This window comes from Microbacterium sp. NRRL B-14842 (genome assembly GCF_050470785.1).
Map to the genome: position 1 here is coordinate 2,612,136 of NZ_JBFLUM010000001.1, position 19,022 is coordinate 2,631,157.

The 19,022-nt window shown below is 71.8% G+C and carries 12 protein-coding genes; 2 read left to right on the plus strand and 10 right to left on the minus strand.

Features of this window, described 5'->3' with window-relative positions; genetic code table 11:
- Positions 1 to 16 precede the first annotated feature (16 nt).
- From AB1285_RS12865 to recQ, 6 genes are all read right to left on the minus strand, one after another.
- Positions 17 to 5,935: an Ig-like domain-containing protein gene (locus AB1285_RS12865; RefSeq protein ID WP_370428957.1), complete on the minus strand. Its 5,919-nt coding sequence runs from the start codon at positions 5,933 to 5,935 to the stop codon at positions 17 to 19.
- On the minus strand, positions 5,935 to 7,068 hold the full coding sequence (locus tag AB1285_RS12870) for a serine/threonine-protein kinase (RefSeq protein ID WP_232089163.1): 1,134 nt from the start codon (positions 7,066 to 7,068) through the stop codon (positions 5,935 to 5,937). The genes AB1285_RS12865 and AB1285_RS12870 overlap by 1 nt, the downstream gene beginning before the upstream one ends.
- A gap of 130 nt (positions 7,069 to 7,198) precedes the next feature.
- On the minus strand, positions 7,199 to 7,768 hold the full coding sequence (locus AB1285_RS12875; RefSeq protein ID WP_259952775.1) for a DNA-3-methyladenine glycosylase I: 570 nt from the start codon (positions 7,766 to 7,768) through the stop codon (positions 7,199 to 7,201).
- A gap of 415 nt (positions 7,769 to 8,183) precedes the next feature.
- Complete coding sequence (locus tag AB1285_RS12880) at positions 8,184 to 9,230, minus strand: NAD(P)-dependent alcohol dehydrogenase (protein ID WP_370428958.1); 1,047 nt, start codon at positions 9,228 to 9,230, stop codon at positions 8,184 to 8,186.
- A 100-nt stretch (positions 9,231 to 9,330) separates the two neighbouring features.
- Positions 9,331 to 11,394, minus strand: a complete 2,064-nt coding sequence (locus AB1285_RS12885) for an acyl-CoA dehydrogenase (protein ID WP_312673890.1) — start codon at positions 11,392 to 11,394, stop codon at positions 9,331 to 9,333.
- 226 nt (positions 11,395 to 11,620) lie between these two features.
- Complete coding sequence (gene recQ, locus AB1285_RS12890) at positions 11,621 to 13,648, minus strand: DNA helicase RecQ (RefSeq protein WP_370428959.1); 2,028 nt, start codon at positions 13,646 to 13,648, stop codon at positions 11,621 to 11,623.
- Positions 13,649 to 13,753: 105 nt separating this feature from the next.
- Here recQ and AB1285_RS12895 point away from each other — a divergent pair, with 105 nt between their 5' ends.
- Positions 13,754 to 14,122, plus strand: coding sequence for a GNAT family N-acetyltransferase (locus AB1285_RS12895; RefSeq protein ID WP_370428960.1), 369 nt, complete (start codon positions 13,754 to 13,756; stop codon positions 14,120 to 14,122).
- Positions 14,119 to 15,036: a pirin family protein gene (locus tag AB1285_RS12900; RefSeq protein ID WP_370428961.1), complete on the plus strand. Its 918-nt coding sequence runs from the start codon at positions 14,119 to 14,121 to the stop codon at positions 15,034 to 15,036. The genes AB1285_RS12895 and AB1285_RS12900 overlap by 4 nt, the downstream gene beginning before the upstream one ends.
- A gap of 226 nt (positions 15,037 to 15,262) precedes the next feature.
- Here AB1285_RS12900 and AB1285_RS12905 read toward each other — a convergent pair whose 3' ends face one another.
- The 4 genes from AB1285_RS12905 to AB1285_RS12920 are packed head-to-tail and all read right to left on the minus strand — an operon-like array spanning position 15,263 to position 18,997.
- Entirely contained in the window at positions 15,263 to 16,720 is a 1,458-nt protein-coding gene (locus tag AB1285_RS12905) for a cation acetate symporter (protein ID WP_280569197.1), read from the minus strand.
- Positions 16,717 to 17,091, minus strand: a complete 375-nt coding sequence (locus tag AB1285_RS12910) for a heavy metal transporter (RefSeq protein ID WP_280569199.1) — start codon at positions 17,089 to 17,091, stop codon at positions 16,717 to 16,719. The genes AB1285_RS12905 and AB1285_RS12910 overlap by 4 nt, the downstream gene beginning before the upstream one ends.
- Entirely contained in the window at positions 17,088 to 17,807 is a 720-nt protein-coding gene (locus tag AB1285_RS12915) for a LytR/AlgR family response regulator transcription factor (RefSeq protein WP_259952791.1), read from the minus strand. The genes AB1285_RS12910 and AB1285_RS12915 overlap by 4 nt, the downstream gene beginning before the upstream one ends.
- An 8-nt stretch (positions 17,808 to 17,815) precedes the next feature.
- Entirely contained in the window at positions 17,816 to 18,997 is a 1,182-nt protein-coding gene (locus AB1285_RS12920) for a sensor histidine kinase (RefSeq protein ID WP_370428962.1), read from the minus strand.
- Positions 18,998 to 19,022: the final 25 nt, after the last annotated feature.

Consider the following 19,022-nt stretch of genomic DNA (forward strand, 5'->3'; position numbering starts at 1 on the left):
TCGGTGTGCTCGGCGATCAGGGGCACAGGCCCGTGACGCGATGCGTGATGGGGGTCAGGGTTTCGTAGGCGCCGTTCCACGAGAGCTTCACGTCGAAGGTGCCGGGGGTGTCGACCAGGGGCGTCACCTCGAGGATGTACGAGCCGCGTGCCGCGCCGGACACCGTCACGACATCACCCTCGACGACGGGCATGCAGGGCTGGAAAACGGCGTTGACCACTGTCGGCGCGGTCGTCGCGGTGATGTTCACCTCTCCGGAGCACGAGCCGGTCTGCGTGGCATGGCAGGCGCGTGCGCGGACCTGACCCGGGGACGAATCCGGGGTGAGCGCGAAGTCGCCGACCCACTGCCCGTAGAGGTAGTACTGCGGCACGAAGCCGTTCTCGACGTCGATGCGCGGCGCCGAGGCCAGGCGGTAGTCGTAGCGGTTCCCGTCGCGCCGCGGGTCCTTCGCGACCGTGTAGGTGGTGTCGCCGCCGGGGCCGTCGACGAACGTGAACGTGAAGACGGTCGTGGGGGACGACTCGGCCACGCCGTAGCCGTTCGATGCGCACGCCTTGACGTAGTACAGCTGGTACGGCCGCAGCCCCTGCAGCGAGGGGGACTCGGACCGTACCTCTCCGCCGGAGACCGACAGCGTGCCGTCCCCGTTCGCCGTGCAGCTGACGTTGCCCGACCGCCACGCCACGTAGGTGACCTGGACGCCCTTGGCGCTGCCGTTGGCCTGCGCGGCGATGCCGGAGACGTTCACAGCCGTGTTCGAGACCGCGGTCGCCTGTGTCGACGCCGGGTCGAAGTACACGGAGCCGGCGACGGTCACGGACGTGCGGAACCCGCCGCCCTCGTTCCCGCCGCCGGTCGGCGGCTGGAACTGGCTGATCGGGACGATCGTGAGGGTCTGCGCTCCCGGCGAGAGCGCGATGTCGGCGGTGGTGGTCGCCCCCGTACGGTTGATGACCTCGCCCGTCTCCTCGATCCGGAACGAGACGGCGTCGTCGGCGGCGTCGATCGAGACCCTGACCGCCCCGCGCCCGCGGTCCGAGACACCCGGTCGATACTCCGGCGTGGCCGTCGCGTTCGCGACGACCGGAGCCGCGTAGGCCCAGCTCGTGTGCGGCGAGGTGGACGCCGATGTGCCGACGGCGTTGACCGCGGCCGCCGTGAAGGTGTGCGGGGCGCCGTTGGTCAGACCGCTGACCGTGCAGCGGTACACGGCACCGGCCGGACTGCAGGAGGCGTTGGCTGCGGCCCCGTCCTGAAGGATGGTCACGCCGGACACCCCGGGGTGGGCGCGCCGCGCCTCCCCGAGCGGCACCTCCAGCACGACGGTCGAGCGGGTGAAGCCCACGGTGGTCACGCTCGCCGGCGCCTGCGGGAAGCCCTGCAGGTCGAGCGTGAGGGTTCCCGTGCCGGTCCGCCCCTGGGCGTCGGCCACGACGAACGGGATCACGCACTGTCCTCCCGGAGCCTGGCCGCCGCGGGGCCAGCTCGCCGTGATCGTCTTGGTGCCGGTCGTCGAGATGGAGGCGACGTCGCAGCGCGCGCCTGCCCCGAGCGACATGAGCCGCAAGCCGGAGCCCGGCTTGCCGTCGAAGGGGTCGTACTCGCCGGCCACGTCGACGACGTCGATCGAGCAGTTGGCGCTGGTGACGACGCACTGCTTCGTGAAGGTAGCTCCCCGTGGAGCGTCGGGCGGGGCCGCGCCGACGACCAGGCGCACGGAGGCGGACGGCTGACCGTACTGCGGCACCGTCACGCTGACGTTCTCGGTGTTGCCGGGTCGTGCATCGGCGCGCGCCTCGATCGTCAGCTTCGCCCCGCTCTGCGTGACGACGAACGCCGAACCCGAGTACACGATCCGGTACTCGAGGGAGCCCGCGTTGCCCTCGCGTCCGCCTTCCCAGGCGGCCATGTTGGCGTAGAGGTCGACGCTCTCGGTGGCCCCTGGGGCGATCGTGTGCGAGATCGAGGAGAGCAGCAGCTGGGGCTCCGAGGGACGGATGCTGACCGGCACGTCGACGAAGGACCAGCGCTTCTGACCTTCCAGGCGCACCGGGATCAGGCAGGTGTCCGACCATGGCGCCTCGCGACCGGCGCGGTACTCCGCCTTGCGCGGACCGTCGGCCGCGCACGACGCTGCGGCCCGCTGAGCAGTGAAGGCGCCGGAGCCGATCTCCACGGCATCCGACGACGGCAGATCGAGGTAGTCCTGCACCGCGAACGACACGGACGCGTCCTCGTCGACGACGACCGGTGTCGCGCCGGGGACGAGCTGGACCTGCATATCGTCGAACGCCGGGATCCGCAGGAAGCCGTAGGCGGCCACGTCCCGTCCGCCCGCGGCGGTGCCGGTGAGCTGGAAGGGGACCAGCGCGCCCTCCTTCGGCGCCTCCCCGATGATCCGGTTGCCCCGCACCGTGTATCCGGACTGTTCACCCCACAGGCTCAGGCGCAGGGACGAGACGTCGCCGGACGGCCACCCCACCCGGTCCGTCACGACATCGACACCGCCGTCCGCGAGATCGTCACGGTCGCGCGCCGTGAGCACGGTGTCCGCGATGACCGGCTGATCGGCGACCGTGCCCTCGGTGACGGTCAACACGATGAGGCCCTGCGCCGTGCTCCCGGTCCGCGTCGATCTCACGGTGTAGAAGTACGAGTTCGTCCCCGCCGTCTCCCCGGCGCGCAGCACGACGCGGCCGTCCTTCAGGGAGGTGTCCGAATCGATCAGCGCGTTCAGCCGCTCGTACAGCGGATTGCCCTTGACGGGGGGCGCGTTCGGCACGAGCGCGGTGATCTCGAGCTCGCTCTGCGCCGGGTCGAGGTCGTTCGAGCGCGGGTCCAGCACGACCGGTGTGCGGGATCCTGCCTCGACGCGGACATAATCGCTGAACGTCACCGGAGCGGCGTCGTCGACATCCGCGTCGAGGACGCCGATGCGGACAGCGCCGCTGCCCTCCTCGCCCTGCGGATCCCGCACGGTGTAGCGGAACGACACCTGTCCGCCGTCCACTCCGCCTGCCGGCGCCCGGTACACGATCGCCTCGCCGTTCGCCGAGATGGTCGCCGTGCCGCCGCCCTTCTTCGGCTGATCGACGCCGGAGAGGACCACGCGGTCCCCGTCGCCGTCCATCCCGGTCGTGGGCACGGGGACGGTGACCGTCTGGCCGCTGAGGACGCGACCGGTGAGGGTGATCGGTGTGGGAGCGCGGTTGGTTCCGGGCGGGACGACCGTGACCGTCACGACGCCGTCGTCGGACAGCGACGGGTTCCGTTCGAGCGAGACCGAATACGTCAGCCGGTAGGTGCCGGGCGTCTTCGGTGCCAGGTACCGCAGAGCGTTGCGGTCGGCGAACACGAGCTCGTCCGGCTCGCCGGATCCCGTCACCTCCGGGAGCACGAGGAGCGGCTCCCCGCGTGGCGCGACGTCGTTCGCGGCGACCTCGATGCGCGTGAGCGAACCGGCGCGCACCGTCACCGCGTCCGGGAAGACGATCGGGCGGGTGACGGTGGACGGCGGGGTGAGGAACACGCTCACCGTGCCCTGCACCGCCCCGCCCGCGCCATCCGCGACCGTGACGGTGGCCGTGCCGATCAGACCGGGCTCTCCGTCCTCGGTCGTGCCGTTCACCCGCAGGCTCTCGTTGCCGACCACGCGGACGTTGAGCTGCGGTGTGGAGCTCACGGCGTCGGACAGCAGCAGCACGCGTCCGCTGGTGTTCTGCACGGCGCGGAGCACATCGACGGTCGTGTCCTCACCCTCGCGCACGAACGCGGTCAGGGGTGCCATGGCGAGCGCCGCGGAGCCGTCGACCGCCGTGATGCGGATGACGGCGGACTGCTCGGCTTGGGTCGTGACGTCCTGCACGGTGTAGGTCACCACGTACTGGCCCGGCTTCGCCGCGGTCAGCTCCACGGTGCCCGCGGCCGCGTTCGGGGTGACCTCGAAGCCCTGCGCGGTCGCGGCGGTCTGGACGGCGTCCAGGAGGCGATACGACCCGGAGCCTCCGGACAGGTGATCGGAGATCCGGATGGACTGCCGCTCGCCGACGCGCGCGGTCACCGCGACAGCCGATGCCTGGAGCGCGGGACTGCCGCTGACCTGGACCTCGAGGGTCTTCTCCGCGGTCGCGCCGTGCACGTCCTGCACCACGACCGTGATCGGGATCACGGCGTCCGCGGCGTTCGGATCGGTGTGCCGGATCGCGACCCGGCCGTCGTCCGTCGGCGCCACCATCACCGGCGCCGAGGAGTCCGTCTCGTAGGCGTCGCTCAGGATGAACGCATCGCCCTCGGGGTCCACCCAGCCGGAGAGCGCCGAGACGATCGTGCTGCCGCCGGCCAGGATCTGCGGCGCGGGCCAGTCCTGCGTGCAGGCCTCGACGCCACACCAGACCGGGGCCGAGTTGACGCCGGGATCGACGACCGTCAGCGTCACGGTCGCCGGCGGCGAGACGGCCGCGCCGTCCGTCACGGCGTAGGTGAAGCTCGCCTGGCCGGAGCCCGCCTTCACATCGACGACCAGGGACTGCCCGTTCGCCACGAGCGCGAGGTCCCCGAACGCAGGGTCGCTGAGTCCTGCCGAGACCGACTCGGGGTCGATCGTCAGGACGTCCTTCTTGTTCGGATCGTGATCGTTCAGCAGGACGGGCAGGATGACCTGCTCCCCCGCGCGCACGCCGAACGCGTCGTCGACCGCGACCGGCGGCAGCTGCTCCGCCACGTCCTCGACGACGATGGTGCCCTCCTGCTGCTCCGTGTCGTCCTCGATCTTCCACTGCTCGAGCGGGATCAGCACGCCGTCCGGAGCGGTCCAGATGAGCCCCGTCCCGGTCTCGACGAGCACCGCGCGGTCGCCGTTCCCCTGGAAGACCGGCTCGATGGCGGCCGCGTCGAGCGTCTCGTCAGGGACCTGCAGCGGGGTGGTCCCCCCCGCGCTCCAGAGCGTCCCGCCGCCGCTGTCGAGCCAGGCCGCGTAGGTCTCCCCGCGGACGGAGACCGGTGCGGCGGGGACGCCGGACGCCTCCGCCACGCGATCGGACTCGCCGGACGAGAGGTCAACGGACACGAGGCCGTCGGAATCGGCGACGAGCACCGCATCGCCTTCGGCGGCCCCGTGCTGCAGGTGTGCGTCCTCGGCGACGTCCAGGGCGACGACCTCATCGCGTCCGGAGAGCCACAGCTCCCCCGACCCCGGCTGCAGCATCGCCCAGCGCTCGCCGACGACCGCGATCGCCAGACCCTCGCCCGCCTCCGGCGCGTCGGCCACCGGCGACTCGTCTCCGAGGAAGCGGTGCTCGTCGATGTCGAACCGGCGGACAGCCCCCTCGTCCGCGGAGTAGAGGACGAGCAGGCCGTCCGGCGAGAGGCCGATCGCGTCGGCGGTGTAGGTCGGCGGGCCCTCCCCCTCCTCGACCTCGACCTCCGCGAACGGGTCGACGAGGGCTGTCCCCGCCCCGGCGGCCAGGGTCGACACGGACACCTGCCCGGTGTCGGTCCGGTAGGCCACGTAGACCCCGGCGGAGAGCACGTCGCGCGTCCCGGCGGGCGTCGGCTGCGAGGCGAGCGGCGTGCCCTCCTCCGAGCTGTCGGAGAGCAGATCGGAGGGGCTGGCCGCATCGACGTCCCACCGCTGCCGGTTCCCCTGGGCGAAGAGCACCGTACTGGAGCCGCTCTGCCACACCGCCTCGGGGTCGTCGACGTCGCGGACCGTGTCGATCTCGGCGAGCTCGGTGTTGACGCGCGCGTACTGTCCGCTGTCGCGCATGACCCAGACGGCCGGCTCGAGGCGCGGCACCTCCTGGGACTGATACCCCTGCGCCGTCACCGCGAGTGCCACGACGACCGCGAGCGCGAGGATCCCCGAGATCAGCGCGATCAGCCTGCCCCGGGGTGGGGTCGTGGCATCGGCGCCGGTGCGGTTGCCTGCCGCCATCAGAGGATCCCCGTGAGGAACAGGGCCGCGGTGCCGATCCCCGCGATGGCGGCCGCGCCGATCACCGCGCCGACGATGCCGACGACCAGGGGCGACCGGGTCCGGCCGCGCGTGCTCGCCGGGACGTCGTCCCGCTCGCGGGGTGCCACCTGCGGACGGGCCGCACGCGCGGCCCTCCGGGAGTCGGGCGCGACCGTGGTGATGACGGGACCGCGGACGGTCGCGTCCGAGAAGTTCACCGGAGCAGCCGCCGCCCACTCCGCCGACGCCGCCTCGAAGGCCGTCGGCGAGATGCCGAGCTCGTACTGCGCCCAGCGCAGCTTCTCCGCGAACTCCGCCATGCTCGCCGGCCGCTTCGCCGGGTCGCGATGCATGGCGCTCGCGAAGAGGTCGTCGATGATCGGCGGGATGCCGGGGACGGGCACGGCCGTGTACCGCGCCTTGATGATGCGGTCCGTGAGCTGATCGCGCGAGTTCGAGCCGCGGTCGGCGCGTTCGAACGGACTGCGGCCGGCGAGCAGCGTGTAGAGCGTCGCTCCGAGGCTCCAGACCTCGCTGGGGATCGATCCGGACACGCGCTCCTGGAGGACCTCGGGGGAGCTCCAGGGCACCGACATCGCGATGGTCTCGCCCTCACCCTCCTCGATGACGGCGGCCGCGATGCCGAAGTCGGCCAGCACGGGCGCGCCGAGGGAGTTGATGAGCACGTTCGACGGCTTGATGTCGCGGTGCAGCAGCCCGGCCCTGTGCACGGTCTCCAGCGCGCCGGCCATGCGGACGCCGATGTCGAGCACCTCGGCGAGCGGGAGCGGGGCCTTCTTGTACCGCGCGCTCATCGTGTCGGGGCAGTACTCCATCGCGAAGTACGGCCGCCCGTCCGCCGAGATGGACGCCTGGTAGATCGTGACGATCGACGGGTGGGCGCTCAGTCGCGCCGAGATGTCGGCTTCCACGTTGAAGGTCTGCAGCACCTCGGGGTTCACGGCATCCGCGAGCAGGACCTTGACGGCGACGACGCGACGCGGCATGTCCTGTTCGTAGAGGAACACGTCGGCGAACCCGCCGGACCCGAGTGGACGCACGTAGCTGTACCCCGCCAGCGTCGGCGGTGTCGCGGCCATGCGCGTTGCCACTCCTGCTCCTCACGGTCTGATGGGAGACCGCGCGCCTGCAGCCACCCGGCGTCGTGCGCCGGGAGATCCCCCGATGTGCCGAGTATATCGGGCGAGGGACCGTGGCCCCGCGCTCTTTTCCGTCGAGACGTCAGGCCTTCCAGCACCCCTCGATGTGGTCGTCCACCATGCCCGCCGACTGCATGAGCGCGTACATCGTCGTCGGGCCGACGAAGCGGAACCCGCGCCGGCGCAGCTCCGTGCTCAGTGCGGTCGACTCCGGTGTGACGGCGGGGACCTCGGAGAACGACCGTGGCCGCGTTCCGGTCGCCGGCGGGGCGAACGACCACATCAGCGCATCGAGCTCGCCGTCGGCCATCGACTGCACGATCCGGGCGTTGCCGATCGTCGCGAGGATCTTGGCACGATTGCGGATGATGCCGGTGTCGGCCATCAGCCGTTCCACGTCGGCGTCGTCGAACGCCGCCACCGCCTCCGGCACGAAGCCCGCGAACACCTCCCGGAACCGCGGACGCTTGCGGAGGATCGTGATCCACGACAGTCCCGCCTGGAAACCCTCCAGCGCCATCTTCTCGAACAGCGCCCGGTCCCCGTGCAGCGGCGTTCCCCACTCCTCGTCGTGGTACCGGCGGTATTCTGCGTCGTCGCCGACCCACGCGCAGCGCGCACGGGAGTCCGGCCCCAGGAGGAGGGAGGTCATCCCCTCACCGTATCCGCCCCCACCGACGCCCTCCCGGCCCGTCCCGCATCCCCTCGTGTGAGTTCAATTCCGCCCCTCCCCTCGCCTCCCCAGGCCCGTTCCCCATCCCGCCACGACGCCCCCCTCCAACGGGGGATCGAAAAGGCCCTCCCGGAACAACCCCGCGGCACCTTTCCCATCCCGCACCGAGCGCGGAGGCAGTTCTCCGCAGGGGACGCGCGGGACCCTCACGAGAGCAGCGCGGGATCAGAACTGTACCTGCGCGGTCCTCATCCGGAGACTTTTCCGTCCCGGCCCAGGGACTCGACGGTCGCGGGACGGAAATCGCTCCTCAGGCAGGGGCCGGAGGCCCGCTTTTGATCCCGTACTGGAGCGGACGGCGACCGTCAGCGGACGGACCCGGGACCGGGCGGGGTCAGTCGGCGAAGGTGGCGGCGTCGATGACGAAGCGGTAGCGGACGTCGGACGCGAGGACCCGCTCGTACGCCTCATTGATCGCCGACGCGGGAATGACCTCGATCTGCGCGGTGATGCCGTGCTCCGCGCAGAAGTCGAGCATCTCCTGGGTCTCCCTGATGCCACCGATGTTCGAGCCGGCGATGGAGCGTCGTCCGGCGATCAGCGACCCCGCGTTCAGGGCGAGGGCCTCCGCCGGAGCACCCACGCACACGATGGTGCCGTCCACGTCGAGCAGCCCGAGGTAGGAGCGGAGGTCGATGACGGCGCTCACGGTGTTGAGGATCACGTCGAAGGAGCCGCGCAGGTCACGGAAGGTCTCCCGGTCGCTCGTCGCGAAGTAGCGGTCGGCGCCGAGGCGGAGGCCGTCGTCCTGCTTCGAGAGCGTCTGCGACAGCACGGTCACCTCCGCGCCGAGGGCGTGTGCGATCTGAACGCCCATGTGACCGAGGCCGCCGAGTCCGACCACCGCGACGCGCGTGCCGGGGCCGACCTTCCAATTCCGCAGGGGCGAGTACGTGGTGATGCCCGCGCACAGCAGCGGAGCCGCCGCGTCCAGGGGCAGGGCGTCCGGGATGCGCAGCACGAAGTCCTCGGTGACGACGACCTGCTGCGAGTAGCCGCCCTGGGTGATCGTCCCGTCGCGGTCGACCGCCCCGTAGGTGCCGACGGCGCCCTGCGTGCAGAACTGCTCGTCGCCGCGGAGGCAGTACACGCACTCCCGGCACGAGTTCACGAGGCAGCCGACGCCGACGCGGTCGCCGAGGGCGTGCTTCGTGACCTCGGCGCCCACCGCGGCGACCGTTCCGGTGATCTCGTGTCCCGGGGCGAGCGGGTACTGCTGCGGACCCCAGTCGCCGCGCACGGTGTGGATGTCGGAGTGGCAGATGCCGGCGAAGGCGATGTCGATGAGGATGTCGTGCGGGCCGAGCTCTCGACGCTCGATGACGGTCTTCTCGAGCGGGGCGGCTTCGGCGGGGGCGGCGTAGGCGGTGACGGTCGACATGATGCTCCTCGGGTCGGTACTCGCCGAGACTATCCGCCTCCGTCGATGAATCCGCTGTCCGGACGGCCCGGGCCGTGTGGGGACGGCCCGGGCCGATCGCTCAGCGCTTCTGCCGCTTGAGCGTCTTCTCCAGGACGGGCGCCTGACCGGTGGCCTCGAGGTCGGCGTAGTACGCACGGGCCTCGTCCTGCCGCTGCTTCTCCGCACCGCTCGCGATGGGAGCCCGCACGTGCTCGGGCTCGTAGCCGAAGGCATCCACGAGGTCGAGCGCGTACGGACGCAGCCGCGCGCACAGCCGATCGATGTAGCTCGACACCGCCGCCGCCCGCTGGGTGGAGAGCCGCCCGTGGATGAGGTGCCAGGCGAGGTGCTTCTCGATGAGCTGCAGACCGAAGAGGTCACGCAGCCAGGTCATGACCTTCTTCGTCTCGGCGTCGTCCATCGCGTGGACGGCGTCGGTGAAGGCCTCCCACTGCAGCAGCTCGCCGTGCGCCCTGGCCGCCTCGATGAGCTCGGCCTGGTTCTCGTTGAACAGCCGTGCCCCGAGCACCTTGTCCTTGCCGGCGGCACGCAGCCGGGTCGCGATGTCGGCGACCATCTGCTGTACGCGGCCCGCGAGGAGGTCGTGCTGCTGCTCCTCGCGCAGTCCGCGCTCCACCGACCGGGCGACCTGGCCGAAGTCGGTCACCGCCTGACCGAGCTGACGGAGGCCGGCGCCGTGGAACACCTTGCCGGCGGTCATCCCCACGGCGTAGCGCGCGAGCGCCGCAGCGTCCTTGCCCTGGAACTGCTTCGCGTAGTCGGTCAGCAGCCGCTTGCCCACGAGCTGGAGCAGGACGTTGTTGTCGCCTTCGAACGTGACGTAGATGTCGAGGTCGGCACGGAGCCCGACGAGCCGGTTCTCGAACATGAAGCCGGCGCCGCCGCACGCCTCACGGGCTTCCTGCAGCGTGTCGAGCGCATGCCAGGTCGACAGCGGCTTGAGTGCCGCCGCGAGCGTCTCCAGGTCCTCCCGGTCGTCCGGGGTGTCGGTGCGGCCGGAGAAGACGCCGTCGAACTTCTGCAGGAACTCGTCGTGCGCGAAGATCTGCGCGTACGTGGTGGCCAGGCGCGGGAGCAGACGGCGCTGGTGCTTGCCGTAGTCCATCAGCACGACCTCCTGCCCGTCCGCACCATCGAACTGGCGACGCTGCGTGGCGTAGGTGATCGCGATGTGCAGACCGAGCGCGGAGGCCCAGGAGGCGGCGCCGTCGAGCGAGACGCGTCCCTGCACGAGGGTGCCGAGCATCGTGAAGAAGCGGCGGCCGGGGCTGTCGATCGCGCTCGAGTAGGTGCCGTCCGCGGCGACGTCGCCGTAGCGGTTGAGCAGGTTCGTGCGCGGGATGCGCACCTGGTCGAAGGAGAGACGGCCGTTGTCGATGCCGTTGAGTCCGCCCTTGAGGCCGTCGTCCTCGCGGCCGATGCCGGGGAGGTCGACGCCGTCCTCGCCGCGCAGCGGCACGTAGAAGCAGTGCACGCCGTGGTTGACGCCGTTCGTGATGAGCTGGGCGAAGACCGTCGCGGCGATGCCGTGCAGGGCGGCGTTGCCGAGGTACTCCTTCGTCGCGCCGCGGAACGGCGTGTGGATGACGAACTCCTCCGTCTCCGGGTCGTACGTCGCGGTCGTGCCGACGGCGGCGACGTCGGAGCCGTGCCCGATCTCGGTCATCGCGAACGCACCGGGGATCGACAGGTCCATGACGCCGGGGAGCCAGGTGTCGTGGTGCTCCTTCGTGCCGAGCTGCAGGATCGCGGAGCCGAAGAGGCCCCACTGCACGCCCGACTTGATCTGCAGGCTCGGGTCGGCGGCCACGAGCTCCTCGAATCCGGCGATGTTACCGCCGTTGTTCTCCTCGCCGCCGAAGCGCTTCGGGAACGCGCGGTGCACGGCCTTGTTGTCGACGAGGAGGTGGAGCTGGCTGAGCACCCGCTCGCGGTGGTCGTCCTTGCCGAGTTCGTCCTTCCGCCAGAATGCGGAATCCTTGATCATCTCGCGGGCCTGGCGGCGCACGTCGCCCCAGGTGCCCATCAGGGCGTCGTTCAGGCGGGCGACATCGATCCGCGGGGCGGTCGCGCTCTCGCGCGGGTCAGGTGTCGTCGAAGGGCGGACGGCGGCGTCGACCATGAGCGTTCCTCTCGGAGAGACGAAGGTGGATTCCTCTCATGGTAGGTGTGCGACAAAACGACACGAAGTCCCCTGTCCGCATCCTCCAACCCCCCGCCTCCCCGTCCGTGCCCGTCCTTGTCGGCTCGCGACAGGTTCGGCCCGTCGACCCACCCCCTTCCATGCGCCCCGGCCCCGTGCGGGCGTCCGCGAAGGGGTGGCTCGACCGGAAGGGGGTGGGTCGACGTCAGGAGGCGGCGATGACGGCGAGCACGCCGTCGCCGTAGGCCTCGCGCTTCTTCGCACCGATGCCGGTGATGCCGTCGAGGTCGGCGTGCGACGTGGGCCGATGCTCCGCGAGAGCACGCAGCGTGGCATCACCGAAGACGATGTACGCCGGGACGCCCTGTTCCCTCGCGGTCTCGGCCCGCCAGGCCCGCAGCGCCTCGAACAGCTCCCGGTCTCCGGCGTCGAGGGCGTCGGCGGCACTCGCCTTCCGGGCGCGGGACGGCGAGGACGGGCGTCCGATCGTGTCTTTCCGGAGCGGCACCGCGGTCTCGCCGCGCAGCACCCCGGCCGCCGCCTCCCCCGGCGCGAGCGTGCCGTAGTCGCCCTGCGCGACGAGGATGCCCCGGGCGAGGAGCTGGCGCACCACGCTCCGCCAGTCCTGGTCGGAGAGGTCGGCGCCGATGCCGTAGGTCGCGAGGGCGTCGTGCCGCTGCTGGCGGATGCGCTCGGTCGAGGCACCGCGGAGGATGTCGATGAGGTGGCCCGCGCCGAAGGCCTGATTCCGCTCGCGCTTGAGGCGCACGATCGTGGACAGCAGCTTCTGCGCGGGGACGAGCCCGTCGAAGGTCGCCGTGTCGTCGAGGCACGTGTCGCAGTTGCCGCAGGGCTGCGAGTCCTGACCGAAGTACCCGAGGAGGTTCTGCCGGCGGCACTCCACCGTCTCGCACAGGGCCAGCATCGCGTCGAGGTGCTGCCCCATGCGCATCTTGAACGTGCGGTCTCCGGGACTCTGATCGATCAGACGGCGCTGCTGCACGACGTCGCCGAGCCCGTACGCCATCCACGCCACGGACGGCTCGCCGTCGCGGCCGGCGCGGCCGGTCTCCTGGTAGTACCCCTCGACCGATTTCGGCAGATCGATGTGGGCGACGAAGCGCACGTCGGGCTTGTCGATGCCCATGCCGAACGCGATCGTCGCCACCATCACCACGCCGTCTTCGCGGAGGAAGCGCGACTGGTTCGCCGCCCGCACCTCGGCGGGCAGGCCCGCGTGGTACGGCAACGCGTCGAGACCCTGCGCGGCGAGATAGGTCGCCGTCTGCTCGACGGACTTCCGGCTGAGGGCGTAGACGATGCCCGCCGCGCCCTCCGGCTGCGACCGGATGAACTGCACGAGCTGCTTGCGCGGGTCGACCTTCGGGACGATCCGGTACTGGATGTTGGGGCGGTCGAAGCTCGCGACGAAGTGCTTCGCCGTGTCGAGGTGCAGACGCTCGGTGAGCTCCTTGTGCGTGGCCCGCGTCGCGGTCGCGGTCAGGGCCATGCGGGGCACGCCGGGGAACCGCTCGCCGAGGTCGCCGAGGGCGAGGTAGTCGGGCCGGAAGTCGTGACCCCACTGCGACACGCAGTGCGCCTCATCGATCGCGACGACGCTGAGCGTGCCGCGCTGCAGGAGGGAGGTCGTCTGCGCGCCCGAGAGTCGCTCCGGGGCGACGTAGAGGAGGTCGAGCTCCCCGGCGACGTAGGCGCGCTCGACCTCGCGGCGCTCCTCGATCGACTGGGTGGAGTTGAGGTACGCGGCCTTCACGCCGTTGGCGCGCAGCGCGTCGACCTGGTCGTGCATGAGCGCGATGAGCGGGCTGATGACCAGTCCGGTGCCCTCGCGGACGAGTGCCGGCACCTGGTACGTGATGCTCTTGCCGCCGCCGGTGGGCATCAGGACGACGGCGTCGCCGCCGCCGATGACCTGCTCGACGATGGCCGCCTGGTCGCCGCGGAAGTCGTCGTAGCCGAACACGGTGTGCAATGCCTCGCGGGCCGTCGCATACCGACTGGGCGTGGCGCGGCGGACTGCCGGCACGGTGGTCACCGCGGTCGTCGGGCCCGGACCCCAGTCGAGGGGCGGCTCGAAGCCCGCGCCCTGCGGCTCCCAGTCCATCGGCTCCGGCGGCTCGGTCGGCTCCCACCCGTCGTCCCAGGGCTGGTCGGATGCCGCGTCCGGCTCGGGGATCCATCCGTCGTACGGATCACGGGGAGTCTGCGGCATCCCTCCAGCGTAATCACCCCGACGGACAGCGGCACGGCGACGTCCACAGGCCCGCACCCCCGATCCCGGGCGTAGGTTGGTTCCAGACGCCGGAAGGAGCATCCGATGACCGACATCACCGTGACCCGCAACGACGAGGCCTCCCGCTACGAGATCCGTTCCGACGACGTGCTGGCCGGGTTCGCCGAGTTCGACACCCGCCCCGGCGCGATCCGGTTCCTGCACACCGAGGTCGACCCGGCGTTCCAGGGCCAGGGCCTCGCGGGGAAGCTCGCCGCGGCGGCGCTGACCGACGTGGCGTCGACGGGCGACGCGATCGTGCCGCTCTGCCCGTACATCGCGAAGTACCTCCAGACGCACGAGGTGCCCGGCGCCGAGATCCGCTGGCCGCAGCGCCCGGGCTCGACGGCGGACGCCCCGGTGCAGGAGGAGTCGACCGGCGCGGACGAGGACCCCACGGGCAGGGCGGAATGATCGGGCAGCGCCGCCTCGTCCTCGAGCCGCGGGCGGTCCCGCTCGGCGGCGTGCGCGGCATGGAGGTGCTGCGGGTGCTGCCGCATCGCAACCTCCCCACCATCGGCGCGTGGTGCTTCCTCGACCGGTTCGGCCCGGCCGAGACCCGGATGCGTGTCGAGCCGCACCCGCACATCGGTCTGCAGACGGTGACCTGGCCGCTCGTCGGCGAGATCCGGCACCGCGATTCTCTGGGCAGCGACGCCGACCTCCGGCGCGGACAGCTCAACCTCATGACCGCCGGCAACGGCATCTCGCATTCGGAGTACTCCGTCGGCGACGGCCCCGTCCCGCTCGACGCGCTGCAGTTCTGGGTCGTTCTCCCGGAGTACGCGCGCCACGGCGACGGCGGCTTCGAGCGGCACACCGATCTGCCGACGACGACGCTGCCGTCCGCGACCGGATCGGACGCCACGGCCACGGTCGTGCTCGGCGAGTTCGCGGGCGTGCACTCGCCAGCGACCGTGCACACACCGATCGTCGGGGCGGAGATCGTCGTGCCGGCCGGAACCACCGTGCGCCTGCCGCTGCGGCCGGAGTGGGAGCACGCGCTGCTCCTCGTCGAGGGCGACGCCGCCGTCCCGGAGCACGCGATGACCCGCAACGACATGCTCTATCTCGGTGATTCCCGCGACGGCGTCGAGGTGACCAGCAGTGAGGGCGGCTTGCTGTTCCTCCTCGGGGGTGAGCCGTTCGAGGACGAGATCGTCATGTGGTGGAACTTCGCCGGGCGCTCCCACGACGAGATCGTCGCCGCCCGCGAGGACTGGGAGGCCGCATCCGCGCGGTTCGGCGTCGTCGAGGGGCATGACCAGCGCATCCCCGCGCCGCCGCTCCCTCCGGTGCGCCTGATGCCGCGCAGCCGCACCCTCTGACCCCCTCCCGCTGAGGCACTCCCGCTGATTCAGGCACTCCCGCCAACACAGGCACTCTTGACTCTCCCTGCCTGCCCTCACGCCGCTGCCTGCCCTCGCGCGGGATCCTCCTGACCCGACCACACCGACCCTCCCCGCTCTTCAGGCACTCGCGCGGGCTCAGGCTCGATTGGCTTTCACCTGCCTGAACCCGCGTGATCGCCTGTTCCGGGACGCAGAAGCAGACTCAAGCGCGGTCGGGGGTGTGCACGCGTGCGAGGAAGCGGTCCGTGCGGGGTGAGGGTCCGCGAGGGTCGAGCAGCGACACGGCGACCGTGACCCCGGTCGCCAGCGGGATCGTCCAGGCGGCGGGCTGCGCGAGGTAGGGCGCCGCGACGCCGACCCCGTCCACGGCGGCGTGCACGAGCAGGGCGAGCCCGGTCGCGAGACCGCCGCACACCATGCCCGCGACCGCCCCACGCGCGGTGAGGCCCCGCCACCACACGCCCAGCAGCACCACGGGCGAGAGCGTCGACGCCGCCACGACGAACACCACCCCCACGCTCGACACGAGCCCCGCGGGAACCGTGAGCAGCGCGACCCCCAGCGGCACGAGCGCGCACACCACCGCGGACAGCCGGAAGGAGCGCACGGAGCCGGAGAAGACGTCCTGGCTGATGACCCCCGCGAGCGAGACCACGAGTCCGGCCGAGGTCGCCAGGAACGCGGCGAAGGCCCCGGCGACGATGAGGGCCGTCAGCAGCTCGCCGGCCGGCCCGGGGAACACCCGCGACGGGAGCTGCAGCACCACGGTGTCGGCGATCCCGGGCCGCGCGAGGTCCGGGGCGGCGATCCGCGCCAGGAGCCCCATCGCGCTCGACACGGCGTAGAACGCGCTCACCATGGCGATGACGATCACGGTCGTCCGCCGCGCGGAGGCCCCCGTCGGGCTCGTGTAGAACCGCACCAGGACATGCGGCAGACCCATCGTGCCGAGGAGCAGGGCGAGCAGCAGCGACGCTGTCTCGTAGGCGTCGAAGCCCGACGGCCCGGCCTCCGCGGGGAAGACGAGCGCGGGATCGAAATCGTGCGGGCCGCCGCTCAGCGCGAACGCGATGCACACCACCGGCACGAGGAGCGCCGTGAGCTTGAGCCAGTATTGGAATGCCTGCACGAAGGTGATCGCGCGCATCCCGCCCGCGGCGACCGCCGCCGCCACGAGCACCGCGATCGTCACGGCTCCGACCCACTCCGGCAACCCGGCGACCACGACGAGCGTGATGCCCGCGCCGTGCAGCTGCGGCACGATGTAGAGCCAGCCGATGATGAGCACCGCGAGGCTGGTGACCCGGCGCGCGGCCGTCGAGTCGAGCCGGGCCTCGACGAAGTCCGGGATCGTGTACGCCCCGCTGCGGCGCAGGGGCGCGGCGACGAAGACGAGCACGAGCAGATACCCCGCGGCGTACCCGATGGGGAACCAGAACCCGCGGGCGCCGTCCAGCAGCACCAGCCCGGAGAGGCCGAGGAAGGTGCCGGCCGACAGGTACTCTCCGCTGATGGCCGAGGCGTTCCAGACCGGACGCACCGTACGCGACGCCACGAAGAAGTCGCTCGTCGTGCGCGACACCCGCAGCCCGTACACGCCGATGAGGAGGGTGGCGATGACGACCAGGGCGACGCCGACGAGGTCGAGCACGGCGTTCATTCGCGGTCCCGCAGGGCGCGGTACCGCCGCTCGTTGCGGACCGCCGTGCGCACGTACAGCACCGCGAAGACGAGGATCACCGGGTAGAACGCGAAGGCCTGGAGAAGCCACGACAGCGGCAGCCCGCCGAGGACGACGGCGTCGATCTCCGGGATGAGCGCGATCCCGAGCGCCAGAGCGACGACGACAACCACGAAGCCGGCGACGGTGCCCAGGGCGAGCCGGAGCTGGCTGCGCATCAGAGCGCGCGCGTAGACGGCATCGGCCTCCGCGACCGGGGCGCCGGGCAGCGCGATCCCCCGCGTGGCGGCGGAGGAGCGACGGGGCGGGGCGTCCGCCGTGACGCGCACCCGCTTCGGCGCCTCGGTCATGCCGTCCCCTCGCCCCGCACGAGGGCCTCCCGCACCGCGGGGACGAGCCTCCTGCTCACCGGCAACACGGCCGCGCCGACGACGACCGTGGGCTCCCCGCCCGACAGCCGCGCCTCGGTCACCGCGGCGATCCGGACGAGCGTGGAACGGTGGATGCGGAGGAACCCCACGGGCGCCCATCGGGTCTCGAGCTCGGAGAGGGGGACGCGCACGAGGTGGCCGGGGCCGTCGTCCTCGGTGTGCAGTCGCGCGTAGTCGCCCTGCGCCTGCACCCAGCGCACGTCGCTGCGGCGGACGAACCGCACCGCGGCGCCCACCGTCACCGGCAGCACCTCGTCCTCGCTACGCGGGGTGGCCTCCTGCGCGACCACCCTGTCCACGGCGCTCCGCAGCCGTTCCCGCCGGACCGGCTTGAGGAGGTAGTCCGCGGCGCGCAGCTCGAACGCCTCGACCGCGCGGGCCTCGTCCGCGGTGACGAACACGACGGCGGGCGGTTCCGCGAGACCGAGGAGCGCGCGGGCGAGCTCGGTGCCGAGCAGGCCGGGCATGTGGATGTCGAGGAAGGCGATCCGCACCGCACGCGCGGAGAGCTGACGCAGCGCGTCGGCGCCGTTTGCCGCGGTGAGGATCTCGCCGATGCGCGGGTCGGCACGCAGCAGGTGCACGAGCTCGTCGAGGGCCGGCTGCTCGTCGTCGGCGACGAGGACGTCGATCATGCCGCTCCTCAGTCGTCGTCCGGGTCGTGGAGGGGCTGCGATTTCGGGACTCGCATGCGCACCAGGGTACCCGCGCCGGCGTTGGTCTCGACGACCAGTCCGCCCCCGCTTCCATAGACCTGACGGAGCCGGGTGTCGACGTTCCGCAGACCCACGTGACCGCCCTCCTCCCGCGCGGTCAGCAGCGCGCGCAGGCCGTCAGGGTCCATGCCCACGCCGTCGTCCTCGACGAGGATCTCGGTGTGCGTGCCGTCGTCGCGGGAGGTGATGCGGATCTCGCCCCCGCCCTCCCCCGGCTCCAGGCCGTGCCGCACCGCGTTCTCCACGAGCGGCTGCACCGAGAGGAACGGGATGACCGTCGCGAGCGTCTCCGGCGCGATCTGCAGCGTCACCCGCAGGCGGTCGCCGAATCGCGCGCGCTCCAGTTCGAGGTACGAGTGGATGCTGCCCAGCTCCTCCGCGAGCGTGGTGAACTCCCCCTGGCGACGGAAGGAGTATCGGGTGAAATCGGCGAACTCGAGCACGAGGTCGCGGGCCCGGTCCGGGTCGGTCGTGATGAACGACGCGATCGCGGTGAGGGCGTTGTAGATGAAATGCGGGGAGATCTGCGCGCGCAGAGCCCGGAGCTCGGCCTCCGCGAGCTGGGTGCGCGAGGCCTCGAGTCCCCCGAGCGCGACCTGCGCCGCGCACCAGTCGGCGACCTCCTCCGCCGCCCGCACGAGCGCAGCGCGCACCGGGGACGCGAAGGCGACGACCACCCCGACCGGCACCCCGTCGACGAGGATGGGCGCGCCGACCGCCTCCAGGTCGTCCGTCCGCGAGGGCGCGGGGAACACCTGCCGTCGCCCAGACGCGCGCACCTGGGCGGCGATGCGCACGGCGGCGGATTCGAGCCCGTCCGCGGCGCCGTCGAGCGTGACCGTGTCGTCGTCGCCGAGGATGGCGACCGCAGCGCTGCCCAGCAGGGCCCGCAGGTGCCGGGCGGCCTTGACCGCATCCGGCCCGGTCAGTCCGCCGCGGAGATGCGGGGCGGCGAGGCTCGCCTGATGCAGCGCCCGCAGCGCCCCCTGCTCCGCCTCGCTGCCGAGGTCGGCGGACCCGCGCGCGAACCGGCGGGCGAGCAGCAGCAGCACCGTGAGGGCGATGCCGCCGAGCGCGCCGAGGACCGCGGCGAGGACGACGTCGTTCATGCGCTCAGCCTAGGGACGCGCGCGC